This is a genomic window from Pseudomonas sp. HN8-3, assembly GCF_020790195.1.
GTDB classification, from domain to species: Bacteria; Pseudomonadota; Gammaproteobacteria; order Pseudomonadales; family Pseudomonadaceae; genus Aquipseudomonas; species Aquipseudomonas synxantha_A.
Window position 1 is genome coordinate 2,441,047 of sequence record NZ_CP086206.1, and the last position, 25,997, is coordinate 2,467,043.

Genomic DNA, 25,997 nt, shown 5'->3' on the forward strand with positions numbered 1-25,997 from the left:
TGAAGAATGTACACACAATTTCTTCCGGAGCGCGGCTGGTGTGGCGTGCTCGACTCGGGTTATTCCCGTTGTCCTGAACGTGGCTAACGCCCGTCAGGATTCACCTTCCTTGCGGGCACTGTTTGTTACTATCGCCATCCCTTGCCAACAGGAGTCACCGGCCCATGCAACACCAGTGGGATGAAATGCACCGCACCCGCAAGCCCACATTCGTTCTATGTGGCGAGCCTCAGGGGGATGTGCTCAATCTCTATGTTCACGGTTATTCGGCCTTCTTCAACCGCCAGCAACTGGGCAATTTCAAGGCACAACTGGCGGGTATCGAAGGCTCGACCAACCTGATGCTGTTCTGGCCGGCGGGGCACTTTCTGGAAAACCTGTTTGCGCCGTTCAAGGATGTAATCGCTTCGATGCTCGGCGGTGGTGGCCTGGGCGCAGCGACGGTGGGCGTCGGTAGGGCGATTGCCTATTTTCTTGACCATTACAAAAGTGTCGAGGCGCGGGTCGATGAAGTGGCCAGGACCTTGTTGCCTGAACTGGCCGGCTACCTGCACGACGAGGCGCTGCCGGTGCGGCGCATCAACCTGATCGGTCATTCCCTGGGCGCACGTATTCTGGTCAAGAGTCTGTTGGCCAGCCCCGATATCGCCCGCGAGCTGCCGTTGAATAACCTGTTGCTGATGGGCGGGGCGATCTGTACGTCAAGCCCTTGGGATGACGTGTCGGCGCCGCTCAAGGGCCGGCTGATCAACTGCCATTCCAGCAAGGACTGGGCGCTGGCCTTGAAGCCGGATAGCGAGCGCTGCATCGGCCGTTATGCGATTGACGTTACGCCTGCACTCAAGACCAAGGTCACCAATGTGCATCTGGCCAGCTTCGATCATGCCGCTTATTGGCCGCAATTGAAGACGGTGGTGCAGTACACCGACTTGCTGCAGGAGCGCCGTGGCCTGATCCGTGCCGACCTGCGCAGCAGCGAAGTGCGCTTTGCCGAAGAAGATGCCGAACTGTTCCCGGCGCTGGTGCAGGCGCGTCCTGAAGAGCTGAAGTTCCTCGCCGAGCTGATGGCGCAAAAGCGCAGTGCCTCGATCGACGCCAGTGTGCGTGAACCGCTGAAACTGGCCATCGAGTTGCAGCGCATGGGCGGTGACAGCTTCATGAACCTGGCCCGTGGTCACGGGGTGAGCTATCGCCAGATTGCCGAGGAGGTGGCGCAACGCCTGGGCATCAAGTTCGACGAGCCACTTCAAAGCGTGGCGCTGGCGGATATCGAAGCGCAGGTCGCTGAAAAACTGATCGAGCAGTACAAGGACAAACTCAGCCGCACCGACCGTCAGGCGTTCGACGCCGAACTCAAGGCCGCCGCGCAAAAAGAGCAGGGGTTGTTCACCCGCTTCGACGTGGGTCGTTCGGCCACCACAGCCTTGAGCGGTACCGCGCTGGCCGGGCTGACCGGGTTTATCCTGCGTCGGGGTGCAGCCACGGCGATTCCGGTGGTGGGCCAGGCGCTGGCTGCGGCGATGTTGCTGGTCAGCGGCGTGCGAGCGTTTTCCGGCCCGGCGTATTCGATCACCACCTTGGCGGTATTGGTGGTCGGTGTGATTCGTCAGCGCATGGAGCGCGAGGCGCTGAACCAGGAGCTGGACCTGGTTGTGCAAGTGGTAGAGGCCTTTGATTTGCCGCGAGATACAGTGATGCGCACAGTCGCGTCCGACTGATAAGCTGCTGCCCAAGCCTAGTGTATTGTCTGGAATTGCGCGTGAAATTCAACCTGCCGAAAATCGCTACCGCTCCGTTCTGCCCGCCGGAAGTGGCCGGCTCTGTTGCCGTTGACCCCAAGGCGTCCTTTTTCAAACGCATGTTGATGTTCGCCGGCCCCGGCTTGTTGATCTCCATTGGCTACATGGACCCGGGCAATTGGGCGACCGCCATTGAAGCCGGTTCACGCTACGGCTACAGCCTGTTATTTGTGGTGCTGCTGGCCAGCCTTGCGGGGATGGCGGTGCAGTGCCTGTGCTCACGGCTGGGCATCGCCACCGGCAAGGACCTGGCGCAGCTGTGCCGCGAGCGTTACAGCAAGCGCTCCTCACGTACCCAGTGGCTGCTGGCGGAAATCTCCATCATCGCCACCGATCTTGCCGAAGTGCTCGGTTGCGCCCTGGCGTTTCACCTGCTGCTTGGCGTGTCGCTGACCACCGGCATTGTCATCACTGCCTTCGACACGCTGTTGATCCTGGCCCTGCAAAACCGCGGCTTCCGCCGCCTTGAAGCGATCATGCTGGCGCTGGTGGCGACCATCGGCGTGTGTTTCTTTATCGAACTGGTGCTGATCAAACCCTACTGGCCCGACGTGCTCAGCGGTTTCACGCCTTCACTGTCGGCGATCAGCGACGCGGCGCCGTTGTACCTGGCGATCGGCATCCTTGGCGCCACGGTCATGCCCCATAACCTCTACCTGCACACCTCCATCGTGCAGACGCGCCTGATCGGCAAGGACCTGGCGAGCAAGCAGGACGCGGTCAAGCTGGCGCGTATCGACACCATCGGTTCCCTGGCTCTGGCACTGTTGGTCAACGCAGCGATCCTGGTGCTGGCCGCTGCGGCGTTCTACAAGACGGGCCATACCGATGTGGTGGAAATCCAGGACGCCTATCACCTGCTCGACCCACTGGTAGGTGGCGCCTTCGCCAGCATCCTGTTCGGTATAGCGTTGCTGGCGTCTGGGCAGAGTTCGACCTTTACCGGCACCATTGCCGGGCAAGTGATCATGGAGGGCTACCTGAACCTGCGCATACCCTGCTGGCAACGCCGCCTGATCACTCGCGGACTGGCGTTGATCCCGGCGTTCCTTGGGGTATGGCTGATGGGCGACGATGCCATCGGCAAGCTGCTGATTCTCAGCCAGGTGGTACTCAGCCTGCAGTTGCCGTTCGCGCTGTATCCACTGATTCGCATGACCGGTGACAAGCAGTTGATGGGGCCTTTCGTCAATCGACTGCCCACGCGGCTGTTGGCGTGGTTCCTGTTCGCGGTGATCAGTGGGGCGAATGCGTGGTTGATTGGGCAGTGGTTGTTTTGATCTGCCGATCCCAATACGGCACCGTCCCAAAACACTCCACGAAATAGTCGATCACCGTACGCACTTTCAACGACAATCTCCGGCTGCCCGGCCACAGTGCGGCAATCTGCTGGGGCTCCAGGGTGGTCGCCACTTCATATTCAGTCAGCACAGCCTGCAAACTGCCGGCGCGCAGGCTTTCGCCAATCAGCCAGGACGGAAACACCACCAGGCCCAGGCCCTGTTCGGCGGCGTGGGTCAGGGTGTCGGCGTGGTTGCCGGTGATCGGGCCCTTGACGCTGTAGGAGGTCCAGTCACTTTGGCCGCGCCGGAAGAACCAGCGTTGCTGGCCCGTGATGCCTTTGTAGGCCAGGCAGTGGTGGTCGACCAGTTCGTCGGGGTGGCGCGGCGTGCCGTGTTGCGCCAGGTAGGCGGGGCTTGCGGCGATGCGAAAGCGCTGGGGCGCGAAGATGCGTGCCTGCATACCCGAATCATTGAGCACGCCAATGCGAAACAGCAGGTCGGTGCCGTCTTGCAGTGGGTCGACGAAGGTATCGGTTTGCTGGATATCCAGTTGCAGCTTCGGGTAACGCCGGCACAGTTGCCCCAACCACGGTGAAAGGTGGCGCTGGCCGAATACCATCGGCGCATTGATACGCACCAGTCCGCTGGGCTCACTGTCTTGTTCCTGCAGGGCTTGGTTCGCCGTTTCCAGCTGCTCCAATACCAGCCGCGCGTGACGCCCCAGCAGGCGCCCGGCTTCGGTGGGGCTTACGGCGCGGGTGTGGCGGTACAGCAATTGCTGGCCGAGGGCCTGTTCCATCAGTTGAATCTGCCGCGAAATGGAGGAGGGTGCCAGGCTTTCTCGGCGGGCCACTTCGGAAAAACTGCCATGGTCGAGCACGGCGACGAACAGGCGCAGCGCCTTGAAACTCAGCTCATTCAAACCCTGCATCATCTCTCCTGGCTGTGCGTGTTGCGCAAAGGTGTTGTTTGCATGCTCCCATTTATCGCACAGGACGGCCACCGGATAATGCGCGCCATGTTTTCTTTGTTGATGCGCAGGTGATTTATGCAGGCACGTTCTATCGAAGGTGTGGCGCAGGCCAGACCTAACAAAAATTTTCTGCGGTTGCTGTTGTTGCCGTTGGTGATCCTGGCGGGCATGGGCCTGTCGGTGGAGGCTGGCCTGCTCGGGCCGTTGGGCGCGCAGGTCGGGCATTTGTGGGCGACCTTGAGCATCTTTGGCGTCGGCACCGCGATTCTCCTTCTACTGCTGCTGTTCAGCGGCCCGCAGAAGGGCCCGGCATTTACCCAACTGCCGCGCTGGCAGTTGATTGGTGGGTTCCTGGGGCCGATGTATGTGGTGGTGCTGACCCTAGCCACGCCCCACATCGGTATCGCCATGACCATGATTGCGATCCTGTCCGGCCAGGTGGGCAAGAGTGTATTGATCGACCACTTCGGTTGGTTCGGCACGGCGCGCAAGCGCGTCAATGGCGAACGCTGGATTGCGCTGGCGTTGATTGTGGCGGCATTGGTCCTGATTGCACGAGGGTAAGACGATGAATCTGATTCTGTTATTGGTGGTGGTGATTGCAGCAGGGGCGGTGTTGAGTGTGCAGGCCGCGATCAATGGGCGCCTGGGCCAGACGGTTGGGGTATTGCGCAGCAGCCTGCTGACTTTTGCCGTTGGTGCACTCACCACGGCGTTGTTGATATTTTTCTTCGAGCCGGCTCAGGCCGTCAGCCTGCTGGACGTGCCGAAATGGCAATTGACCGGCGCCTTGTTCGGTGTGGTGTACATGCTGGTGATGGTCGGCGCGGTGCCGGTGGTTGGCACGGCTGTCGCCACGGTGGCGGTGATTGTCGGGCAGTTGGGCATGGGCATGCTGATCGACAACTTTGGCTGGTTGGGTAACCCGGCGATCGAATTGTCGGGCAGCCGCATCGTGGCGATGCTGTGCCTGGCGCTGGCACTGGTGTTCATGTACCGCAGCAATACCCGGGCGGCCGACTGACGGCGCTGAACCTTGGCGCTCTGCGTGGAGTCACTGCTTAAGGTGTGGCGTTCGCTGCACCGGGACGACCATGAAGAAGGAGTCTGACCATGCCAGATAAAACCTGTGCTTGCCCACACTGCAAATGCGTACTGGGTGCCGATGCGATCATGAAGGACGGTAAAGGTTATTGCTGCCAGGGCTGTGCCGAGCACCATGCCCACGGTGAGCCTTGCGCCGCCGCGACCGGCTGTGAGTGCGCCAAGTCGGCCCGCACCTGACGTGATCTACCTGCAGGCTCGGACAACCCGGGCCTGCCGGGTGAGTAAAAACAGTTCGCTTGTCGGCGGCCAGTCTTTACCATGGTCGCCTTTCCCTTGATTGACATATACCCGCCATGGCCCTGGCCGCGCCCCCCGACCTCAGTGATCAAGCCGTCCCAGTGCAGCCCCTGGCACGCACGTACCCGCGTGGGTTGTATGTGGAACCCCATCGCCATGAATGGGGCCAGTTGCTCTATGCGATGAGCGGCGTGATGTGGGTCGAGACGCCCCGTGAAGCCCTGATAGTTGCGCCGCAGCGCGCCGTGTGGTTGCCGCCGGGAGTCGAACACGGCATCCGTGTTGTCTCCGACTTGCAGATGCGCAACATCTACCTGCGCCCGGCGTTGGCGGCGACGCTGGACAGTCAGGTGCAGGTGATTGAGGTGGGCCGGTTATTGCGTGAATTGATCGTGACGTTAGTGGAGCAGGTCGATCACGCCGATGCCGGCTACTACGAGGCGCTCGTTGGCCTGGCCCTGTTGGAGCTGCAACGGGCACGCCGCTCGCAAATCCGTATCGTCATGCCGGTGGCGACTGATCGTCGGCTAAGCAGTGTATGCCGGGCGGTCATGGCTGCGCCGTCCCTGGACATCCCTTTCGAGCAGCACGCCGAAACTGTCGGTGCCAGCGTGCGCACCCTGGCGCGGTTGTTCCAGAACCACCTGGGCATGGGCTTCGCGCAGTGGCGGCGCCAAGTGCAGTTGGCGACGGCGGCGGCGGAACTGATCCAGGGCCGGTCGGTGAGCGGCATTGCTCGTGCCCTGGGGTATTCGCCCAGCAGTTTCAGCGACATGTTCCGCCGTGAACTGGGTGTATCGCCTTCGCAGTACGCGGGTTGGCCGAAATCCTGAAGCACTTGGCCGATGCCGAAGCCAGTCGCACCTTAAGCTGAGCCCATCAATCAACCGGGCGTAGTCACCATGAACTATCTGATTTCCTTGGCCATCGGCCTGTTTGTCGGCGTGATCTACGGCGCGCTGGGCTTTCGTTCGCCCGCACCGCCGGCCATTGCTCTGGTGGGGCTGATGGGCATGCTGCTCGGCGAACAGTTGTGGCCCATGGGGCGGCAGTTGGTCAGCGGTTGGTTGTCCTGATCCTTTTCTTCTTCGACGGATGCCTTTAATGAAAGCACTACAATTTAGCGCCAGTGGCGACCTCGCCGACCTGCGCCTGGTCGATGTTGCCACGCCCGTACCGTCTGCCGATGAAGTGCTGGTCCAGGTCAAAGCCGCCGGTCTGAACCCCAGCGATGTGAAAAACGTACTCGGCCGGTTTCCCTACACCACGCTGCCGCGCATTCCCGGGCGTGATTTTGCCGGGGTGGTGGTCGAAGGTCCGCCAGCCTTGCTCGGTCAGGAAGTCTGGGGCACCGGTCGCGACCTGGGCTTTTTTGCTGACGGCTCCCATGCCCAATACCTTCGGGTATTGGCCACAGGCGTGGTGCCCAAGCCCGGTCACTTGAGCTTCACCCAGGCCGCGAGCCTTGGCGTGCCGTATACCACGGCCTGGGATGCGCTGGAACGCAGTGGTGTGGGCAAGGGCACGCGGTTGCTGGTGATCGGCGCCAATGGTGCTGTTGGCAGCGCGGCGTTGGCACTGGCGAAGCTTCGTGGTGCGCAGGTGCTGGCAGCGGTGCGTCGCCCTGATCAGGTGGATGTCTTACAGGCGCAAGGCGTGGAGGCGATTGCCCTGGGCCAACCGCAGGAACTGGGCGTACAAGTGCACGCCGTGTTCAAGGGCGGCGCCGAGGTGATCTTCGATACCAGCGGTTTCTGGCTGCCCGCTGCAGTGGCGGGGTTGGCGCCTTTCGGCCGTATCGCAATCATTGCCGCGCCGGTCGACGGCCACGTGCAACTGCCGGCTCTGGCGCTGTATCGCAAGGGGGGGACGGTGGTAGGCGTCAACTCTTTGCTCTATAGCTGTGAGCAATGTGCGGTGATGTTAGGGGCGTTCGGGCGGTTCTTTGATGAGGGGTTGTTGCCGTTGCCCACCGGCCTGCGCGAAGTGGCGTTGGCTGATGGAGTTGAGTGTTATGAGCAAGTGAACAGCGGCAGCCCGGACAAATTCATCCTGCTGCCGTGACATCGCCTCAAATGTGGGAGGGGGTAAGCCCCTCCCACTTCAGATCTTTACTCGGCCTCGGGTACGCCTTTTTCCCACGCCGACCACTGCTTCACAATCGCCTGCACCAGCGGGTTGCCCGTGCGGTACAGGTTTTCCAGTGCCGGTACAAAGCCACCCTGGTCCGCATACTTGAGCAAGTTGTCGACCTCGCTGTAACCCGGATAAGGCCGATCAAAATCGGAGCCTGCGCGCACTACGGCCAGGCGCTGGATATCCACCAGACCTTCACGGCTGGCGCGTAGCAGGGCTTCATAAGTGGAGTTGTCCTCCTGCTGGGTGGTGCAGTATTCGCCTTTATTGTCGGTGAGCAACTTGGTCCAGACTTCGGCGCGTTCGCTCAGGCGGGTGCCGGAAAACCAGGTATTGCCCGCCAGCGTGTCGCAGCGCGTGACTTGCGGCGGCTGGTTGGCCGGGGCGTCGGGATAGTGCTTGCGCCAGGCGGCGGATTCTTTGCTCTCGGTCAGCTCCACCTTGTGCGACAAGGCAAACGCCTTGGCTTGCAGCTTGGGGTTGAGCTCGAATACTTCGGTCTTGTAGTCCAGCGGTGGCTTTTCGTTGGGCCCCTTGGTGTTGATGCCGATATAACCGGTCGGCCAGTCCTTGGGCGCATCCCGTGAATCCAGCTCCCACTGGGTGCCGAACTCCACCAGGTAATGGGCCCAGGCGGCGGTGCCGATGGTGCCGTGCTTGGGGCTGATACCGGCGATACCGGCGATCAGGAAATAGCTCTGGCGCAGGTCGAATTTGGGCGACAAGGCCAGGGCCAGGGTCGATGCAGCGGCGTTGGTCTGGCCCATGCCGGTTACCAGCAGGCACACGTCCTGGGTGTTGCAGCGAATCACTGGGTACTCGGCAGACAGCCCCGGCACGCGTACTTCCTGCTTGAGTTCCAGGCGGTCGATCCAGGTTTGCGCCTCGGGGGCGAACATGGTGATCAACATCACCTTGGGCTTGATCGGTGCGGGGTTATCCGCCAGCACTACGTGGGGCAGCAGAGCGAGGCCGACGGCCAGCGAGATACGAGTCAGTGCGTTCATGTACAGCTCCTTGATCAGAATTGGTAACCCACGCCGGCGTAGTAACCCCAGCCATCAGAGCGGGCGCGGAAGTTGCCTTCGCCGAAATTCAACTCGCTGCCGTCTTCCCAGTTGCCACCGTTGTGAAAGTAACGACCCACCAGGGTAAAGCGCAGGTGGGTGAACGCGTACAGCAACACGTTGGTAGCCACCAGGGAATTGGCGGTGCGCGCCGGGTTGTCCTTGTGCAGGTCCGAGCCGAAGTCGTAGTTGGTAAAGCCGATATAGGTCAGCGAAGCACCGTTGTCGAACTTGCCGATGGGCACGATGTACTTCATCTGCGCGCGGTAGCCATCCCAGGAATATTCATTGCTGGCGCCGTAGTTTTCCCACTGGTAGCGGCCATAAAAGTTGGCCGACAGGTTGACCCGCGAGTGGGTGTCGATATCGGTGCCCAGGCCGCTGTACAGGGTGTTGGCGCGGTTTTCCTTATGACTGCCGTGATCGTAAATCCAGTCGAAGGCCACATACCACTCCTTGAACGGGCCGATTGCCAGGCTGCGCCCTGCGAGGTAGTCGATGGAGATCCGCGGTTCATGCTCCATGAATACCGGCGAGCCATGGTCCCATACACCTTTGTCATTACTGTTACCGATGGTGAGGATCTTCGGCACGTCGATATAGCCGTACAGCTCAAAGGGCCCCTTGCGCCCGAAGTACTCGTACTCCAGGTAGACGTCATCCTGCGGCTTGGGGCCGAAGCTGATGTCTTTGCTGCCGATCAGCGTCAGGTCCTGGTTGAACCACTCCGACAGGTAAACACCTTTTTTCGCCGGTGGGCTGGCCTCAGGGCTTAGGGTTTCGCCCTGGGCTGAATCATCGACGGGCTTTTGCTGCGCCAAAATGGGGCCACTGAGTACTCCCGTAACGGCGGCCAGTAGCAGGGAAACACCAAGGCAAGCACGAGGCTTAGAGGTGGGATGCATTGAAAGTCCTTATTCGTACGCGGTTTAACCCGATTCGTCGGGTAGGGCTGAACTTGGCTGCCAAGTTCGTTCCGCAAACGTTTGCACAGGCTGTACCAACTTGTGCCAATGGCTTGAACTGTTTGGAAAAAACGCGAATTAGCCGACGCTTTGGTCAGAAAACCTGCGGGTTACATGTCATCCTGTGCCCACCCACTGGAGCACTCATATGTTCGATCACTATCTGCGCGCCTGGAGCTTGAGTGCCGATGGCGAGCCTATCGTTACGCCTGGCAGTCACCTTTTGCCGGTGCGCTGGCAAGGCATGGCGGCGATGTTGAAAATTGCCCATACCTCGGAAGAAAAGCTTGGCGGTCGTTTGTTGAGTTGGTGGGCAGGCGACGGCGCGGCTCAGGTGTTTGCCCATGACCACACCGCAGTATTGATGGAGCGCGCCACTGGGCCAGGTTCCTTGATGCGCATGGCCCTCAATGGCCAGGACGACGAAGCCAGCCAGATCGCCTGCGCTACCGTGGCCCGACTGCATGCGCCCCGCGCATCGCCGCCCGAGGGTTTGCTTGGACTGGATGAATGGTTCAATGCCTTGTGGAACGCCGCCGAGCGCGAAGGTGGCGTGCTACGCGATTGCGCGGCGATGGCCCGTACCTTGTTGGCGGCGCAACAGGATAGGGTGGTGCTGCACGGAGATATCCATCACAACAATATTCTCGACTTCGGCCCTCGGGGTTGGCTGGCGATTGATCCAAAACGGGTGGTGGGTGAGCGCGGCTACGATTACGTCAACCTGATCTGCAATCCGGATTTGCCTACTGCTAGCGACCCGCAGCGTTTCAGCCGCCAGGTCGAGGTGATTACGCAGGCGGCGGGGCTGTCGCGCACGCGTCTGCTGCAATGGGTGGTGGCTCACGCTGGGCTGTCCGCCGCCTGGTTTCTGGAAGATCAGGAACGCGAGCGCGCCGAGGCTGAGTTGCGGGTGGCTTGCCTGGCGCAACAGGCACTGGGTCAATAGGTGAGCTTGGCGCGTGGTGGTTGATTGGCGATGGAGTTGAATAAATGCAATGCAGTCTGCCGCCGGTATTCGCTCGGCGTCTGATGCATTTCGATGCGAAAATGGCGGTTGAAATTGGACAGGTTGGCGTAGCCCACTTCAAAGCAGATATCCGCCACCGACATCTGGCTTTGCAACAACAACCGGCAGGCACGTTGCACGCGGAACTTGCGCATCAGGTCGATAAAACCGTGGCCGGTGTTGCGCTTGAAAAAACGCGAGAAGCCCGGCTCGCTCATCTCCAATTGCCGCGCAATGTCCGATAGGCGCACGTCGCCGGTCAGTTCGCGCATCAGGTAATCAAAGGCTTTGTTGATGCGATCGGCACTGCGCGCATCCAGGGTGGGTGCGTAGTACGGGCTGGCCAGGGTCTTGGCCTGTGTGGGCGAGGCGTTCTTCAGGGTGTCGAGCAGCTGCAGGAACAGGGTCAGGCGTTGCAGGCCATGGGCGCTGCCGATGGCCTCCATCAGCCGTGCCGCACTCGTTGCTGCTTCGCCGCTGAATTCAAGGCCGCATCGCGCCCGTTCAAACAACGGTTGTAGATCGCCGAGCTCAGGCAGGGTGGTGCGCAGGGCGAGGAGGGCGGCGCCGTCGAACTGCAGCACCACGTCGCGGCCGCTCAGGTATTCGCCCGGCGCCAGGTCGCCGATCCAGTCGTGGGGCAGGTCAGGACCGATCAACGCGACATGACCGGCGCTGAACGCACCAATATAGTCGCCCGCCACCAGCTTGCCGCTGCCCTGGCGGATCAGGTGAATCTCGAACTCGGGGTGGTGGTTCCAGCGCGCCAGCTCATAGGGATAGTCATGTTCGAACCAGCGAAAACCATGCTCCGGTTCGGGCAGGATCACTTCAAGCTCCGCAGGGCGGTGCTCGAACGGGCTGGCGCGGCTGATGGGCATGGTGCTGCCTCTTGTCGTTGTGCAATGGACTCAAAATACGCGCACCGGCAATCAGTGTGCTACCCCGGCTTTGCCTTGCACTGGTACTTTTTTGATCCTGGGCTTGAGGTCAAAAAAGTATCAGCCGCGCAGTCGCCAGTCGTTTGTGAGGGCCAGGCCGAGCTGCTGTAATCGAAGCACGCCCACAAAAACAACAGGTGCAATGTGCCGGCGACCCGAACTCATTTTTACAGGACACCGCGATGAAACGACTCGAAGGTAAAAGCGCGTTGATCACCGGATCGGCGCGGGGTATCGGCCGCGCATTTGCCCAGGCCTATATTGCTGAAGGCGCTACCGTTGCCATTGCCGACATCAACCTGCAACGCGCCCAGGCCACCGCCGCCGAATTGGGCCCCCAGGCTTACGCCGTGGCGATGGACGTCACCGATCAAGCTTGCATCGACGCCGCCATCGCCGCGGTCGTGGCCCATGCCGGCAAGCTGGATATCCTGATCAACAATGCTGCGCTGTTCGACCTGGCACCTATTATCGACATTACCCGCGACAGCTTTGAGCGGCTGTTCTCGATCAACGTCGCCGGCACCCTGTTCACGCTACAAGCCGCGGCCCGGCAGATGATCAGCCAGGGCCATGGCGGCAAGATCATCAACATGGCCAGCCAGGCCGGACGACGGGGTGAGCCGTTGGTAGCCGTCTATTGTGCGACCAAGGCGGCGGTGATCAGCCTGACGCAATCGGCGGGGTTGAACCTGATCAAGCAGGGCATCAACGTCAATGCCATCGCTCCGGGCGTAGTGGACGGCGAGCACTGGGACGCCGTTGATGCGCTGTTTGCCAGGCATGAGGGGCTGGCACCTGGCGAGAAGAAAAAGCGGGTAGGGGATGAGGTACCGTTCGGGCGCATGGGCACGGCGCAAGATCTGACCGGAATGGCGATCTTCCTGGCGTCGAAGGAAGCCGATTATGTGGTGGCCCAGACCTACAACGTGGATGGCGGCAACTGGATGAACTGAAGCCATGCACCGTTAAAAACTAGGAGGGTCGGTGCGACGATTCGACTTGTACCCATGGCGGTGTTGCCAGCCATCTATAAAGTGACTGACACTCCGTCACCTGGGGCCAGCCACCGGAGAATCACGATGACCCTTGCGAAAACCGCCATCGCTTCATTCGACGTCGACGCGCAGAAAAGCTTCACGCCTTTGTGCCCCAACGAGTTGCCGGTGGTCGGTGGCGACCGCATTGGCGCCGAACTCAACTACATGGCCAGTCTCGCCGGTCATCGCATCGGCAGCAAGGACGCCCACACCCCGCACGCCCCTTGGGTGGTCGCGCAGCACAGCCAGATGTTGCAGCCCACTGGCCTTGCCCACGCCGATGTCACCTGGGTCAGCCACTGCGTGCCGGGTACCGAAGGCTTCACGTTGCTCGACGAACTGCCAGCGCCTTATGACTATGACTACTTCATCTGGAAGGGCGTCGAACCCGACCTGCACCCTTATGGCGCCTGCTACCATGACCTGCATGACAAACTGTCCACCGGCGTCATCGAATACCTCAAGGCCCGAGGGGTGGTGCGTGTGATCGTCGGCGGCCTGGCTTTGGACTACTGCGTCAAGACCACTGCGTTGCAGTTGCTCAAGGCCGGATTGCAAGTGGTCCTGCACCTGCCGGCGTGCCGCAGCATCAGCGAGGAGGGGGGTGTACAGGCGGTCAATGAGTTGCTCAAGGCGGGTGCTGTCATCAGTAGCACCCGCGATGAACTGGCCGCGATTGCGCAGCGCTCAAGCCTCAACGCTCAATCGAGCGACTCCACCGCGCATTCCATTCCGGCCTCGCCTGGTTAACCTGGTCCCAGTCAATTGAAATCGCCGTCTGCAAGTAACCTTGCATGGCTTCCACCCGTGCCCGGGTCTTTTCGGTGGTGGGCGTCGTCGGGTTCGAAGGGATCTGGTCGCCGTCCTCCAGCGCCGGCGCCTGGGCCTCGGCGGTCAGCAAGAACGCTGCGAGTTTCTGCGCCAGTTCCGGCTGGTCATTGCGGGCGATCACGCATTCGGCCACGTTGAGAACCACCGCGCCTTCCTTGGGCTGCGCATATTCCATGGGTATGCCCAACAGCTTCTGCGTGGCGACCTGGGTCGGCGTCAGGGGGAAGAGTGCGGCTTCGTCGGTTTGCACCATCTCGGAGATCTTCGCGGAGCTGGCGATGTATTCCAGTACGTTGGGGCCGACGCTCGTAGGCCAGGCTTTGAAGCCCGGTTCTACATTGGTTTCATCGCCACCCTGGATGCGGTTGAACATCAGGAAACCGTGCAGGCCAAAGGTGGAGGAGGCCAGGGACTGGAACACCACTTTGTCCTTGAAACGCGGGTCGGCCAGGTCCATCCACGAGGTGGGTGCGGACCAGCCCTTGTCCTTGAACATCTTGGCGTTGTAACCCAGGCCGGTGACGCCCAGTGTTACGGCCACGGCTTCGTCCTTGATTCTGGCCTTGGCCGGGATCTGCTCCAGGGTCGGGCTTGGCGCGAGCTTGTCGCACAGGCCCATGGAGATCGCGCGGTACATGATGCCGTCGTCGAGGAACATGACGTGCATCTGCGGGTTGGCCTTGTTGGCCTGGACCTTGGCAAGGATGTCCGAGGAGGTGCCGGGTACGATCACCACCTTGACGTTGTTGGCTTTCTCGAAGGCGGGCAGCACCTTGTCGGCGTACACCCGTTCCATGGTACCGCCGTTCATGCCCAGATACAGCGTGGGGGCGGCATGGGCGGTGCCGGTGAGCAAGGCGAGGGACAAGCAGGATAAAGCGATGCGTGAGTGCATGGATGTTTTTCCTCTCAGGCTTGGAAACGACGGATGGAAAACGCTTCGATGGGTTGGCGGCTGGCCCCTGCGCAGACAATCTCTGCCAGGGCTTCGCCGACTGCGGGGCCGAGCTGGAACCCGGCGCCGGCGAAGCCGAAACCGTGGAGCAGGCCAGGTTGGGTGCTGCTGGGGCCGATCACCGGTTCGTGATCGGGCAAGTAACCTTCGGTGCCGCTCCAGGTCCGGATCGCCTGGGCACCCTTGAGAAATGGATAGAGTTCGCTGGCATTGCGCAGAATTTCCAGCAGCGCGGCCTGACCTGGCCTGGCTTGCTGTGGGCCGAGGGCAAAGCCGCGACCGCCGCCGAGGATGCAGTTGCCCCTGGCGACTTGCCGCGCATAGATCCCTCCGCCCTCGACACCGGTACTGACAGTCATCACCACCGGCAGTGGTTCGGTGACCAGCATCGCCGGGTGCGCCGAGGTAATCGGTACCGGCTCGTCAAACTGTGCAGCGACACTGCCGGCCCAGGCACCGGCGCAGTTGAGCAGCCAGGGGGCTTGCAGATGCAAGCCATTGGCACAGTGCACCTGGAACTGTTGGCTGTTGTGCTCGATGCCGATCACTTCGGCTTGCTCGTACACCTCGGCGCCGTGGCGTAGGGCGGCACGGGCGAAGGCAGGGGCCACTAGTCGCGGGTTGGCATGTCCGTCTTCCGGGCACAAGGAGGCACCCACTGCCACGTCGCCCACCCAGGGGAAACGCCCGCGCAACTCAGTGCGATCCAACAGCTGCAAGCCCAGGTCGAAGCCACGGGTTTGTTCGGCATACGCATGCAACGCAGCAAAATCTGCCGGGCTGCGCGCCAGCTTCAAATGCCCGCAGCGCACGTACTCGCCACTAATGCCAATCAAGCCTGGCAAGTCGGCCCACAGTTGATGGGCGCGCTGGGACAACGGTAACTGATGCAAGGGCCGGCCCTGGCGGCGCACGCCGCCATAATTGACGCCGCTGGAGTGCGAGCCACAAAAATCCCGTTCCACCAGCGCCACCCGCTGGCCTTTTCGCGCGAGTGTCAAAGCTGCCGAAGCGCCGACGATGCCGCCGCCCAGGACGATGACGTCGATCATGGTTGCCCCTCCACGCCAAACGGCAGCGGCTTGATCGGCGCTTGGCCTCGCAGGCGTCCGACTTGTTCGATGCCACGCCCGCTGCGCTGGGCGACAATTTCCGCCGTCGCCAACCCGCACATCCGTCCCTGGCAGCGGCCCATGCCAATGCGGCAATGGGCTTTGACCCGATTTATTTCCCAGTGACCCTCATCCACTACTGCCCGCACTTCACCGACGCTGACCTCTTCGCAGCGGCACAGAATCAGTTCGTCGGGGGCTTGCACAGCCCATTGTTCGGGGAAAGGGAACGCGGTTTCCAGGCCCTGACGAAAGCCCTGGATCCTCGCCAACTGCTTCTGCAGCGTATCCTGGCGGTGCTGATCGACCGTAATGCCGGCATCCTCCAGCAGCGCCAAAGCCGCATATTCGCCAGCCATCTGCGCCGCATCCGCGCCCATGATCCCTGCGCCATCGCCAGCCAGATACACCGCCTCGACGCTGCTGCGCCCAGCGCAGTCCCGCTGCGGCAACCAGGCGCGGTTGAGATTATTCCAGGCAAAGTCACAGCCGAGTAAATCCGCTAGTTGCGTTTCGCTGCGCAGGGCATGCGCGAAGGCCACCGCATCGCATTCCAGCGTCTGTTCGCCCCAGCGAATGCCGTGGACCCGTTGCTCTCCATCGATCTGCGACAGTGTTGCGCCCTGATGCACGGCAATCCCATGGGTCGTCAGCCAAGCACGGTAATACAAACCCTTTGCCAGGGTCGCCGGTTGCCTGAGCAGCGCCGGTAATGCGCGACATTGGGCACTGAACGGCGCACTGTCGAGCACGGCCAACACCTTGGCGCCCGCCTGGGCATATTGATAAGCGACGAGATAGAGCAGTGGTCCGGAACCACAAAACACTACGCGTTCGCCAATTGCGCAGCCCTGGTACTTCAAGGCGATTTGCGCCGCGCCCAGGCTGTAGACGCCCGGCAAGGTCCAGCCCGGCACCGGCAGGATGCGGTCGGTGGCGCCGGTGGCGACAATGATGCGCGAATACTCAACGCTGTCGATGCGACCGCTGGTGAGCAGGTCGAGACGGTTGTCCTCGGCGTTCCATACCAGGGTTTGCGGCCGGTAGTCGATCAACGGCGCAAGCTCGTCCATGATGCGATGCACGGTCTGCGCCTTGCTCGCTTCAAAGCCGTAGAGTTGTTTGGCCGAGCGCTGGAAGTTTGCCGGTTGGCGCCGATATATCTGCCCGCCGCCGCGCAGGTTCTCATCGATCAAGCAGGGTTTTATGCCGTGATCGAGCAGCGTACGTGCGGCAGCGATGCCCGCTGGGCCTGCGCCTACAATTGCCACGGGCTTCATGGCTGCCGTCCTGGATCGCGGCTGATCGCGTGACCTTCTTCGAGCAACGTCGAGCAGGCCCGTACGCGTCGCCCATCGGCAAGCCGTACCCAACAATCCTGACACGCACCCATCAGGCAAAAACCGGCGCGGCGTTCGGCGCTGAAATCGCTGCCGCGCAGATGGTCGGCGCAGGTCAGCATGGCAGTCAGCAAGGTATCGCCGAGCAGCCCGGTGGCCGGCTGCCCATCAAGGGTGAACGCCAGGGCTGGGCGCTGGGTTTCGGTCAGCCGCTTGAACAGCGCCATCAATGTTTCCCCACCAGTACACGGTCCAGGCCGTAGACCCGATCGAGCAGAATCATGGTCGCTGCGGTGAGTGCGATCACCAGCGCCGATACCGCCGCCATCATTGGATCGATGGACTCAGTGGCATACACGTACATGCGCACCGGCAGGGTTTGTGTGGCAGGTGAACTGACGAAGATTGACAGGGTCACCTCATCGAAACTGTTGATGAACGCCAGCAACCAACCACCGGCCACCCCAGGCAAAATCATCGGCAAGGTGATTTGCCGGAACAACGTAAAGCGCCCGGCTCCGAGGGATTCGGCGGCCTGCTCGGCACTGCGATCAATCCCGATCGCTGCCGCCAGCACCAGGCGCAGTACATAGGGAGTGATGATCACCACGTGCGCCAGCATCAGCCAGGTAAAGCTGCCATTAACGCCCATCAACGCAAACAGGCGCAGCATCGCCACGCCCAGCACCAGGTGCGGGATGATGATCGGCGACAGAAACAGTGCACTGAAAAAGTTACGCCCGGGGAACGTATAGCGACTGATCGCCAAAGCCGCCGGTACCGCGATCAAGGTCGCCAGGGACGCGGCGGTAAACGCCAGGATCAGGCTGTTATAGAAGGCCTGGATGAAGTCGGCGCGTTCGAATACGGCGCGAAACCAGCGCAGGGAAAAGCCCGACGTGGGCAGGCTCAAGGTGTTTTCCGGGGTGAACGCCACCAGGCACACCACCACCAGCGGCGCCATCATGAACAGCACCACCAAACCATGGAAACCGAGGGCCAAAGGACCGTTTCTGGACATGCGCTTAAACCCCCAGGGACTTTTTATAGCGGCTTTCGACCATTCGGTTCCAGCTCAGCATGATCAGTAGATTGACCAACAGCAGCACCACCGCGATGGTCGCGCCCATGGGCCAGTTGAGTTCCGAGAGGTATTGGTCATACACCACAGTGGCGACCATTTTCAGACGTCGCCCGCCCAGCAGCCCTGGGATTGCGAATGAACTGGCGGCCAGGCCGAACACGATCAAGGTGCCGGACAGCACACCGGGCATCACTTGCGGCAACACGATCTTGCGCATCACCGTGGCCTGGCTTGCGCCCAGAGAAAGCGCCGCTTGTTCCGCCGAGGGGTCGAGCTTTTGCAGGGAGGTCCATACCGGGATGATCATGAACGGCAGCATCACGTGCACCAGCGCGATGATCACGGCGAACGGCGTATACAGCAGCTTCACCGGGCGCCCGCCGATGGCCTGGATCACTTGGTTGACCAGGCCATCGGCGCCGAGCAGCAAGCTCCAGCCAAACGCGCGTACCACCACGGAAATCAGAAGCGGTGTGAGGATCAGGATCAGGAAGACCGACCGCCACGGCGTACCCATGCGGCTGAGGATGTACGCCTCCGGTACCCCGATCAGCACGCACAGCAACGTTACCAGCGCACTGATCCAGAAGGTGCGCCAGAAGATCTCGTAGAAATAGGCATCGCTCAACAATGCCAGGTAGTGGTCCAGGGTCCACTGATCGGCCTTTACACCCACCTGGTAATCGAACACGTTGAAGGACAGTACCAGCGTCAAGGCCAATGGCAAGATCAGTAACCCGCCAAACAGCACCAATGCCGGTAACGAGAGCAGGTAGCCGCGCCTCATGGGTGCACCTCATCGGCCGCCAGTACCCGCAGCAAATCCGCTTGCCATTGCAGGCCCACTGCCGCGCCGTTGCAAAGCGGTGCGCTGCCATCGTTGCCGCGCACCACGGTAATTTCGCCAAGGGGGGTATGGATGCGATACAGCCATTGGCTGCCGAAAAAGTAGCGGTCGAGCACCTGGCCTTGCACGCGGCCTGAACCTGCTTGTACCAATTGGATCTTTTCCGGACGCAGGCTCAGGGTCAGTTGGCCAGCGCCGCCCTGGTGACGCACTTGGGGGACACCGAGCGCGTCGTAGTCGCCGGCCAGCAGGTTGGCCTTGCCGACAAAGTCAGAGATGAAGCGCGTGCGCGGGTGTTCATAGAGTTTGTACGGCGCGTCGATCTGGGTCACGCGCCCGGCCTGCATCACGACCACGCGATCGCTGATGGAGAGCGCTTCGCCCTGGTCATGGGTGACCATTAAGGTGGTGATGCCCACCGCACATTGAATGCGGCGGATCTCGAACTGCATCTCTTCACGCAGGTTGGCGTCAAGGTTGGACAACGGTTCATCCAACAGCAGAACCGGTGGCTCGATCACCAATGCACGGGCCAGCGCGACGCGTTGGCGTTGGCCGCCGGAGAGTTCCCGAGGGTAGCGTTCGGCATGGGGGGCCAGACGCACCAGTTCGAGTACGGTCTTGACGAGGCTTGCGATCTTGGTGGCCGGTACCTTGCGCATCTTCAAGCCGAAGGCGACGTTGTCGCGCACGCTCATATGGGGAAACAGCGCATAACTTTGGAACACCACGCCCAGGCCACGACTGGCAGGCTTGGCGCGGGTGATGTCGCGACCATCGAGCAGGATCTGGCCGCTGCTCACCTCGACAAAGCCGGCGATCATTTGCAGGGTGGTGGTCTTGCCGCAGCCCGAAGGACCAAGCAGGGAAACGAATTCACCTTTTTCCACCGCGAGGTCGGTGGCAACTACTGCATCAACGGCGCCGTAGCGTTTACTCAAGGCGTTGAGTTGGAGAAATGCCATGTCTGCGTTCCACCTTTTATTCCGCCGCGCCGAAGCGCGCTTTTTTGTTTTGGGCAGATGCGAAAAGAGTGTTGCCGGTGCGTTGACGCTCGATCTTGAGTCGGCTGCCAGTTGTTGTTCGTTTCGCCCCTGTGGACGCAGATTAGAGCGAAGACTAGGATGGGCGGAAGATGGAATTTCATTCAGCGGACTACTATTTTAAGATTTATTCACTGAGCAGAATTTATGTTGATATCGAGTGATACAGATTCCATTCAGCGGAATAGTAGCGGCAAGGAAGTCGGTGCTGGTGGCGTATCCCGCGTGTTTGCCTTACTACGCGCTCTGGGTGAAGTGCCCGAGGGAGGCGAACGTGTCACCCAGCTCGCCCACCGAGTTGGCCTCTCCCAGCCCACCACTCACCGCTTGCTACGCAGCCTGATGGATGAAGGCATGGTCGAGCAGGATGCGCGCAGTAAACGCTATCGCCTGAGCCTGGAGTTCTTTGCGTTGGCGGCCAATGCCGGCAAGACTGGCAACCTGCGCGATCTGGTGCGCCCAAGCCTGTTGCGCCTGAGTGCATCGTTGGGAGATTCGCTGTTCCTGCTGGCTCGCAGCGGCTTCGACGCCATTTGCCTGGACCGCAGCGAAGGCCCGTATCCGATTCGTACCTTCACCGGTGATATCGGCGGGCGCGTAGCCCTGGGGGTAGGGCAGGGCAGCCTGGCAATTCTGGCCTTTCTGCCGCAGGAAGAGCGCGAGACGGTCATCCGCTACAACCTGCCACGGCTCAAGGATTTTCATTTGTATGACGAAGTGCTGCTGCGCTCCGAAGTTGAGAACGTTCGCAATTTGGGCTACGCGGCACGCAACACCGGGGTGCTGGAAGGTATGGCGGGGTTGGCAGTGCCGATCCTCAACCGCGAGGGGCATGCGGTCGCAGCGTTGAGTGTGGCGACCATCAGTGACCGCCTGGGGCCAAGCCGATTGCCGATGGTGGTGGAGTTGCTCAAGCGCGAAGCTGCAGCAATCGGGCCACGCATCAACCCGTTCGACCCTACGTTGCGCAGGCCGTCGCAGACGTTTGGTGGATGAGTGATCTTTGCTAAAACGCATTAGCATTGGATCCACTTACGGTATAACCCTGCGACGCTTTCGTTATTCGAGGTCCCATTTTTCATGCTGACCCCTTTGCAACGCCCGCTGTGGCAGATCTATCTGATCTTTCTGGCACCGATGGTGCTGTCCAATTTTCTGCAAAGCTTTTCCGGCACCCTCAACGGTATCTATGTCGGGCAAATGCTCGGCACCCAGGCTTTGGCGGCGGTGTCGGGGATGTTCCCCATCGTGTTTTTCTTTATCGCCCTGGTGATCGGCCTGGGGGCGGGCGCCTCAGTGTTGATCGGCCAGGCGTGGGGTGCCCAGGAGACGGGGCTGGTCAAGGTGATTACCGGCGCCACCCTGACGTTGGGCGCCCTGGTGGGCCTGATTGCCGCGGTGCTGGGCAGCCTGTTTGCGCGCCCGGCCTTGCAGGCATTGGGTACGCCGCTGGATGTGCTCGACGATGCGGTGGGCTATGCCCAGATGATGATGTTGATCATGCCGCTGTTGCTGGTGTTCATCCTCTATACCCAGTTGCTGCGTGGGGTGAGCGACACGATTTCGCCGTTGCTGGCGTTAATGGTTTCGACCCTGGTGGGCTTGCTGCTGACGCCAGCGCTGATTCGCGGCTGGATCGGCCTGCCGCCCCTTGGCATCCAGAGTGCGGTTTACGCAGGTTTGGTGGCTAACGCCTTGGCGATGCTGTTCCTGGTCCTGCGCCTGCGGCATAAAAACCATGTGATGGCACCGGATCGCGAGCTGCTCGCGGCTTTACGCCTGGACCGCGTCATCCTCGGTAAAGTGCTGCGCATCGGCCTGCCGACAGGCTTGCAGATGGTGGTGTTGTCGTTGTCGGAATTGGTCATCCTGGCCCTGGTCAATAGCCACGGCTCCCAGGCCACGGCGGCTTATGGCGCGGTGACGCAGATCGTCAACTACGTCCAGTTCCCGGCGCTGTCGATTGCCATCACCGCCTCGATCCTCGGTGCCCAGGCGATCGGCGCCGGGCGCCTGGAGCGCATCGGGCCGATCCTGCGCACGGGGTTGGTGATCAACCTGTGCCTGACCGGGGGCCTGATTGTGCTCGGTTATGGGTTGTCGCACTGGTTGCTGGGGCTGTTCATCACTGACGACAGCGCCCGGATCAGAGCCGAACACCTGCTGCACATCATGCTCTGGAGCATCCTGGTGTTCGGCTTCCAGGCGGTGATCGGCGGCATCATGCGCGCCAGCGGCGTGGTGCTGATGCCGGTGGCAATCTCGATTTTCTGCGTGCTTTGCGTGGAGCTGCCGATGGCTTATCTGTTCAACGCACACTTCGGGCTGGAGGGGGTGTGGATGGCGTTCCCGGTGACCTACCTGGCAATGCTGGTATTGCAGACCGCGTATTACCGGCTGGTATGGCGGCATAAGCAGATCAAGCGGTTGGTTTGAGGCTGAGCCCGCGCAGTAACACCTCCAGGCCCTGCAAGCCTTCCTCCAGCCGCGCGCTCGGGTGTGCATCCCGGGCGATCCACAACGCCGTGTTGACCAGGCTGCCGTTGATCAACTGCGCCAGTGCCTGGCTGGGTGCCGGCTCCACCCATCCGGCTTGCATCAGGGCCTCCAAGAGTTGGCGCAACGACTCAACGCAGTGGTGTTGTGAGCCGGTATCCCCCAGCACCGCTGGCGCATCCTGCAACACAATGCGCTGGATTTCCGGATCCTGGGCCATGCGCAGATAAGCTCGGCAGCGTTCGCAAAACCCGCTCCAGGGCTCTATGGCCTGCGCGCTGATGCGTTGCAAGTGCTCGTCCATCTCGCTGTCGAGCTGGGCGACTACGGCTGCCAGCAAGCCTTTTTTGTCACCAAAGTGATGGTACAACGCACCGCGCGTCAGCCCGGCTTGAGCGGTAAAGTCATCCATCGAGGTATGGGCATAGCCTTGGGTGGCGAATGCCCGGCGCGCACTTGCGATCAGGCGGGCGCGAGTCTCTTCGATCATTTCGGCACGGGCTCGGCTCATGGAAGTCTCATTGGTTGGTGATTGACATACGGTGCGTATGCGAAGCATGATCCATCACATACGCACCGTATGTATTCTGCCCGCATCGTTTCAGATAGCAAGGCCGCGGCTTGAGCAAGAGGTTACGCAGGATGGCAAACCCTTACGCCGAATTATTCCAGGTCCCAGGCGCCCGAGCCTTTGTGCTCGCAGGCATGTTGGCGCGCATGCCAATCTCGATGACCGGTATCGGCCTGATCACCATGCTCGCCCAAGTCCATGGCGGTTATGGGCTGGCGGGGTCGGTGGCGGCGGTGTTTGCCCTGGCCACGGCGTTTTGTGCGCCGCAAGTGTCGCGTTGGGTGGACCGCTACGGCCAGGGCAAGGTCCTGCCGATAGCCGCACTGATCGGCGGCGGGGCGCTATTGATGTTGTTGCTGTGTACGCGTTTGCAGGCACCAAGCTGGACGCTGTTCCTGTTTGCTGCGCTGGCCGGCTGCATGCCCAATATGTCCGCCATGGTGCGGGCGCGCTGGACCGAGTTGTACCGCGGCCAGCCCAGGCTGCAAACCGCGTTTGCTCTGGAGTCGGTGCTGGATGAGGTGTGCTTTATTATCGGCCCACCCATTTCTGTGGGCCTGAGCGTAGTGCTGTTCCCCGAAGCCGGCCCTTTGGTGGCGGCATTGTTACTAGCGGTGGGCGTCACCACCTTTGTAATGCAGCGGCAAACCGAGCCACCCATACACGAGCACCACGGCGCGCATGGCCGCTGGCTGATCGCTTCCCCTGCGGTTTTGATTCTGATGACCTTGCTGCTGGCCATGGGCGTGATCGTCGGCGTGGTGGACGTGGTCAGTGTGGCGTTCGCCCAGCATCAGGGCCAGCCGGCGGCGGCGAGTGTTGTGCTGTCGGTGTACGCCATCGGTTCGTGCCTGGCCGGGCTGGCTTTCGGTGCCCTCAAGCTCAAGGCGCCGTTGCCGCGTCAGTTCCTGTTCTGCGGTGTGGCCACGGCGTTGACTACCTTGCCCTTGTTGCTGGTGAGCAACATCCCCGGCCTGGCCGTCGCCATATTTATCTCCGGCCTGTTCTTTGCGCCCACCTTGATCGTGTCGATGGCCATGGTCGAGCAGATCGTTGCGCCCAGCCGTCTTACCGAAGGCATGACCTGGTTGATCACCGGGCTGAGCATCGGCGTTGCTATCGGCGCCGCCAGCTCTGGTTGGATGATCGATCATTTCGGCGCTGCCAGTGGGTTCCGGGTGGCGTTGGCGGCGGGGGCGGTGGTGTTGTTGGCCGCATGGTTGGGGTATCGGCGGTTGGGCTGAGTGCCGGCTTGTTCACACTTGATAGCGACCGCTGTGTCGATGCCACTCGTAATTGCCGCCCAGCCAGGCTTTTACCCCGCCGAGGAAGCGCTTGAGCGTGGGGGAGGCCTGTTTGAGCAGCCTTCTTTCCTTGGCTTCATATCTACGTATAAGCGTGTTGTGAAGATCGGCTGTCAACCACAAGGCTTGCTGTAATGAACAACCTTGTTCGTTTGCCAGCAGCAATGGCAGGTTGAAATCACCGATGCCAGGCTCTTGCTCTTTGGATGCGGAATACAAGTCATTGACGAGCATGGTCAAACTTGCAGCTAGGGCGATCACTTCGCGTACAGGCGCAGAAAAATAAGTATCGGCACCCAGTTCATAGCCGCCGACAATATCAATGAGGGCCATGCAAGGTAAAAAGCTGTTGACTTGACGATGTGCCAAATATTCCCAGACTTGAGGCAGGCTGTGTTCGATGCGCCATGAAGCTTCCGCATTCATGGTCACGAACATCGCAATGGTCTCCGACTGAACGCGAGCTTTCTGCGAGGGTGTCGCATAGCGATCCAGGTGGTTCATATATCCCCGCAATCCACGTAAAACCGGATCATCGTTGAGCGCACGTTTGAGCGCGAGGTCGTGGGATGGAATCAGATATGCCCTGTCCAGGGCGGCCAGGGCCAGTGACAAGCGTGCGCCCAGGAGCTTGGGGTTGGCGCCACTTCGCTCATCATCACAATAGTGATCGTCTACCGCGAACAGCGCCGCCATGCATTTTGCAGACAGTAGCAAGCGTTGAACGTCGTCGGTGTCGGCGTGACACAGCATTACGAAACGCCCGAAGTTCGAGGCCCTTACGTGATCCAACTGCCCCTCGAAAATACCGATTCGATTGATCCACGCCATTAACAGCGCATTGATACGGTTGCCGAGCGCTTCGTCCAGTCGTATCGGTAATGGACATTCAAGCGCAGGTATTTCCAGGCCGGTTGAGTTTTTTTGTGGGGGAGGCGGCGGGCTGATGTCGTTCATAGCAAGACTCCGGGTGTCTATGCCATTGGACGTTACTGCGGACCAAGGATCAGGAAGGGCGTTGATTTCAATTTAGAAGTCCGGGTGGAAAAACACAATGGACCCTTTAGTTCTGATTGGAGTCAACGAACTCTAATGCCCGAATAAGACCATTTGGGATGACTCGCGTCGTCACTTCGCCACACGCATCGAACGAGCCCTGTGGCGATGTTGCCTGACTGGCCAATTCAAACCGCCGCTAGACCGTCGTCGTGCTGTTGCAGAAACTCATTCAGCGCTTGGCGCGTAAGGTCGTTCAACGTCACCTTTTTACGCATTGCGGCCAGAGCGGCTGCCAGATGCAGTTCATGCCCAACGCGTACGTTGAACGAGCCCTTGCATGGCTTCTCAGGTGATTGCCCCAGGGTCTGGCAGGTAGCCAGATAATCGTCCACGGCTTCGCGAAAGGCTGCGTCCAGTTCTGCGACGGTTTTGCCTTCGTAGCTCACTAATGCCTTGATGAATAAAATCTTGCCGAACAGGCAGTTGTCTTCGAGGCTGGCCTCGATAGAGCCGATGTAGCCTTTATGTTTGAGCTGGTTGTTCACTGAATCAGTTCTCCTGATTTCAATTGTTCGATGATCTGGCGCCGAATGTAATGTTTCAGTTCGTTGCCCGGGTGAGGCTTGTGCAACGTGATCATTGCACTGGGGTCGCCGATATCGAACTTGACGCGGCTTCCAGCCCCTTCAATCAGTGTGTATCCGAGTCGGCGTAACAGCGTGACGAGCTCGGGCCAGGTAAATGCCATGTGCTCATTGAGCAATTTGGCGAGCAGCTTTTCATTTTTGGACACGACGTTCCTTGCGTGTAACTAAATGTAGTTGCAAAAAGTGGTGTTCGTCAATGCTAGCTCGGGGG

At 60.8% G+C, this 25,997-nt stretch carries 29 protein-coding genes; 14 read left to right on the plus strand and 15 right to left on the minus strand.

The genetic code is table 11. The features are described 5' to 3' along the window. Nucleotides 1-164: 164 nt before the first annotated feature. On the plus strand, nt 165-1,718 hold the full coding sequence (locus LJX92_RS10870) for a DUF726 domain-containing protein (protein WP_228309745.1): 1,554 nt from the start codon (nt 165-167) through the stop codon (nt 1,716-1,718). Nucleotides 1,719-1,759: 41 nt separating this feature from the next. Further along, complete coding sequence (locus LJX92_RS10875) at nt 1,760-3,079, plus strand: Nramp family divalent metal transporter (RefSeq protein WP_005787588.1); 1,320 nt, start codon at nt 1,760-1,762, stop codon at nt 3,077-3,079. Here LJX92_RS10875 and LJX92_RS10880 read toward each other — a convergent pair. Next, nucleotides 3,036-4,013: a LysR family transcriptional regulator gene (locus tag LJX92_RS10880; RefSeq protein WP_032876356.1), complete on the minus strand. Its 978-nt coding sequence runs from the start codon at nt 4,011-4,013 to the stop codon at nt 3,036-3,038. The genes LJX92_RS10875 and LJX92_RS10880 overlap by 44 nt on opposite strands. Before the next feature lie 117 nt (nt 4,014-4,130). Here LJX92_RS10880 and LJX92_RS10885 point away from each other — a divergent pair, with 117 nt between their 5' ends. The 6 genes from LJX92_RS10885 (at nt 4,131) to LJX92_RS10910 (ending at nt 7,463) form a co-directional block, all read left to right on the plus strand. Continuing rightward, nucleotides 4,131-4,619 (plus strand): DMT family transporter, encoded by a 489-nt coding sequence (locus LJX92_RS10885; protein ID WP_032876355.1) that lies wholly within the window; start codon nt 4,131-4,133, stop codon nt 4,617-4,619. 4 nt (nt 4,620-4,623) lie between these two features. Continuing rightward, on the plus strand, nt 4,624-5,079 hold the full coding sequence (locus tag LJX92_RS10890; protein WP_032876352.1) for a DMT family transporter: 456 nt from the start codon (nt 4,624-4,626) through the stop codon (nt 5,077-5,079). A gap of 89 nt (nt 5,080-5,168) precedes the next feature. Beyond that, on the plus strand, nt 5,169-5,339 hold the full coding sequence (locus LJX92_RS10895; RefSeq protein ID WP_032803483.1) for a metallothionein: 171 nt from the start codon (nt 5,169-5,171) through the stop codon (nt 5,337-5,339). A 116-nt stretch (nt 5,340-5,455) separates the two neighbouring features. Continuing rightward, on the plus strand, nt 5,456-6,232 hold the full coding sequence (locus LJX92_RS10900; protein WP_078821087.1) for an AraC family transcriptional regulator: 777 nt from the start codon (nt 5,456-5,458) through the stop codon (nt 6,230-6,232). Nucleotides 6,233-6,301: 69 nt separating this feature from the next. Continuing rightward, nucleotides 6,302-6,475 carry a DUF1427 family protein gene (locus tag LJX92_RS10905; protein ID WP_005787598.1) on the plus strand — a complete coding sequence of 58 codons (174 nt, stop codon included), beginning with the start codon at nt 6,302-6,304 and terminating at the stop codon, nt 6,473-6,475. A gap of 28 nt (nt 6,476-6,503) precedes the next feature. After that, nucleotides 6,504-7,463 (plus strand): quinone oxidoreductase family protein, encoded by a 960-nt coding sequence (locus LJX92_RS10910; protein WP_032876348.1) that lies wholly within the window; start codon nt 6,504-6,506, stop codon nt 7,461-7,463. A 47-nt stretch (nt 7,464-7,510) separates the two neighbouring features. On the opposite strand, the gene LJX92_RS10915 is transcribed toward LJX92_RS10910, so the two are convergent. Together LJX92_RS10915 and LJX92_RS10920 are read right to left on the minus strand one after the other, a co-directional pair. Continuing rightward, complete coding sequence (locus LJX92_RS10915) at nt 7,511-8,542, minus strand: purine-nucleoside phosphorylase (protein ID WP_228309746.1); 1,032 nt, start codon at nt 8,540-8,542, stop codon at nt 7,511-7,513. Between the two features lie 14 nt (nt 8,543-8,556). Further along, the gene (locus LJX92_RS10920; protein WP_005787604.1) at nt 8,557-9,507 is read right to left on the minus strand and encodes a nucleoside-specific channel-forming protein Tsx; all 951 of its coding nucleotides are present in this window, start codon (nt 9,505-9,507) and stop codon (nt 8,557-8,559) included. Nucleotides 9,508-9,715: 208 nt separating this feature from the next. Here LJX92_RS10920 and LJX92_RS10925 point away from each other — a divergent pair, with 208 nt between their 5' ends. Beyond that, the gene (locus tag LJX92_RS10925; protein WP_005787606.1) at nt 9,716-10,516 is read left to right on the plus strand and encodes an aminoglycoside phosphotransferase family protein; all 801 of its coding nucleotides are present in this window, start codon (nt 9,716-9,718) and stop codon (nt 10,514-10,516) included. Here the strand turns inward: LJX92_RS10925 and LJX92_RS10930 are convergent. After that, a complete protein-coding gene (locus LJX92_RS10930) occupies nt 10,510-11,457 on the minus strand; it encodes a helix-turn-helix domain-containing protein (protein ID WP_228309747.1) in 948 nt (315 codons plus the stop codon). The genes LJX92_RS10925 and LJX92_RS10930 overlap by 7 nt on opposite strands. A gap of 242 nt (nt 11,458-11,699) precedes the next feature. On the opposite strand from LJX92_RS10930, the gene LJX92_RS10935 reads away from it, so the two are divergent. Both LJX92_RS10935 and LJX92_RS10940 read left to right on the plus strand, forming a co-directional pair. Further along, nucleotides 11,700-12,473, plus strand: a complete 774-nt coding sequence (locus tag LJX92_RS10935) for an L-iditol 2-dehydrogenase (protein ID WP_032876342.1) — start codon at nt 11,700-11,702, stop codon at nt 12,471-12,473. Between the two features lie 126 nt (nt 12,474-12,599). Next, nucleotides 12,600-13,307 (plus strand): nicotinamidase, encoded by a 708-nt coding sequence (locus LJX92_RS10940; RefSeq protein WP_228309748.1) that lies wholly within the window; start codon nt 12,600-12,602, stop codon nt 13,305-13,307. Here the strand turns inward: LJX92_RS10940 and LJX92_RS10945 are convergent. The 7 genes from LJX92_RS10945 to LJX92_RS10975 are packed head-to-tail and all read right to left on the minus strand — an operon-like array spanning nt 13,252 to nt 19,691. Then, the gene (locus LJX92_RS10945; protein WP_032876340.1) at nt 13,252-14,283 is read right to left on the minus strand and encodes an ABC transporter substrate-binding protein; all 1,032 of its coding nucleotides are present in this window, start codon (nt 14,281-14,283) and stop codon (nt 13,252-13,254) included. The genes LJX92_RS10940 and LJX92_RS10945 overlap by 56 nt on opposite strands. A gap of 14 nt (nt 14,284-14,297) precedes the next feature. Continuing rightward, nucleotides 14,298-15,395, minus strand: coding sequence for an NAD(P)/FAD-dependent oxidoreductase (locus LJX92_RS10950; protein ID WP_078821092.1), 1,098 nt, complete (start codon nt 15,393-15,395; stop codon nt 14,298-14,300). Further along, a complete protein-coding gene (locus tag LJX92_RS10955) occupies nt 15,392-16,735 on the minus strand; it encodes an NAD(P)/FAD-dependent oxidoreductase (RefSeq protein WP_103735383.1) in 1,344 nt (447 codons plus the stop codon). Before LJX92_RS10955 ends, LJX92_RS10950 begins: the two co-directional genes overlap by 4 nt. Then, the gene (locus tag LJX92_RS10960; RefSeq protein ID WP_005787618.1) at nt 16,732-17,022 is read right to left on the minus strand and encodes a (2Fe-2S)-binding protein; all 291 of its coding nucleotides are present in this window, start codon (nt 17,020-17,022) and stop codon (nt 16,732-16,734) included. Before LJX92_RS10960 ends, LJX92_RS10955 begins: the two co-directional genes overlap by 4 nt. Then, nucleotides 17,022-17,816: an ABC transporter permease gene (locus LJX92_RS10965; protein WP_005787620.1), complete on the minus strand. Its 795-nt coding sequence runs from the start codon at nt 17,814-17,816 to the stop codon at nt 17,022-17,024. Before LJX92_RS10965 ends, LJX92_RS10960 begins: the two co-directional genes overlap by 1 nt. A 4-nt stretch (nt 17,817-17,820) precedes the next feature. Next, on the minus strand, nt 17,821-18,666 hold the full coding sequence (locus LJX92_RS10970) for an ABC transporter permease (RefSeq protein ID WP_228309749.1): 846 nt from the start codon (nt 18,664-18,666) through the stop codon (nt 17,821-17,823). Beyond that, nucleotides 18,663-19,691 (minus strand): ABC transporter ATP-binding protein, encoded by a 1,029-nt coding sequence (locus LJX92_RS10975; RefSeq protein WP_078821097.1) that lies wholly within the window; start codon nt 19,689-19,691, stop codon nt 18,663-18,665. The genes LJX92_RS10970 and LJX92_RS10975 overlap by 4 nt, the downstream gene beginning before the upstream one ends. A gap of 225 nt (nt 19,692-19,916) precedes the next feature. Between LJX92_RS10975 and LJX92_RS10980 the strand changes: the two genes are divergently transcribed. After that, nucleotides 19,917-20,765: an IclR family transcriptional regulator gene (locus LJX92_RS10980; protein WP_032876330.1), complete on the plus strand. Its 849-nt coding sequence runs from the start codon at nt 19,917-19,919 to the stop codon at nt 20,763-20,765. An 84-nt stretch (nt 20,766-20,849) separates the two neighbouring features. After that, nucleotides 20,850-22,205: an MATE family efflux transporter gene (locus LJX92_RS10985; RefSeq protein WP_078821098.1), complete on the plus strand. Its 1,356-nt coding sequence runs from the start codon at nt 20,850-20,852 to the stop codon at nt 22,203-22,205. Here LJX92_RS10985 and LJX92_RS10990 read toward each other — a convergent pair. Next, a complete protein-coding gene (locus tag LJX92_RS10990; protein ID WP_032876325.1) occupies nt 22,189-22,776 on the minus strand; it encodes a TetR/AcrR family transcriptional regulator in 588 nt (195 codons plus the stop codon). The two genes, LJX92_RS10985 and LJX92_RS10990, sit on opposite strands and share 17 nt — an antisense overlap. Nucleotides 22,777-22,907: 131 nt before the next feature. Between LJX92_RS10990 and LJX92_RS10995 the strand changes: the two genes are divergently transcribed. After that, complete coding sequence (locus LJX92_RS10995; protein ID WP_228309750.1) at nt 22,908-24,080, plus strand: MFS transporter; 1,173 nt, start codon at nt 22,908-22,910, stop codon at nt 24,078-24,080. 12 nt (nt 24,081-24,092) lie between these two features. Here LJX92_RS10995 and LJX92_RS11000 read toward each other — a convergent pair whose 3' ends face one another. The 3 genes from LJX92_RS11000 to LJX92_RS11010 form a co-directional block, all read right to left on the minus strand. Continuing rightward, the gene (locus LJX92_RS11000; RefSeq protein WP_103735388.1) at nt 24,093-25,097 is read right to left on the minus strand and encodes a family 2 encapsulin nanocompartment cargo protein terpene cyclase; all 1,005 of its coding nucleotides are present in this window, start codon (nt 25,095-25,097) and stop codon (nt 24,093-24,095) included. Nucleotides 25,098-25,324: 227 nt separating this feature from the next. Continuing rightward, the gene (locus LJX92_RS11005) at nt 25,325-25,684 is read right to left on the minus strand and encodes a type II toxin-antitoxin system HicB family antitoxin (RefSeq protein ID WP_103735389.1); all 360 of its coding nucleotides are present in this window, start codon (nt 25,682-25,684) and stop codon (nt 25,325-25,327) included. After that, the gene (locus LJX92_RS11010; protein WP_032876316.1) at nt 25,681-25,932 is read right to left on the minus strand and encodes a type II toxin-antitoxin system HicA family toxin; all 252 of its coding nucleotides are present in this window, start codon (nt 25,930-25,932) and stop codon (nt 25,681-25,683) included. Before LJX92_RS11010 ends, LJX92_RS11005 begins: the two co-directional genes overlap by 4 nt. Between the last annotated feature and the right edge of the window lie 65 nt (nt 25,933-25,997).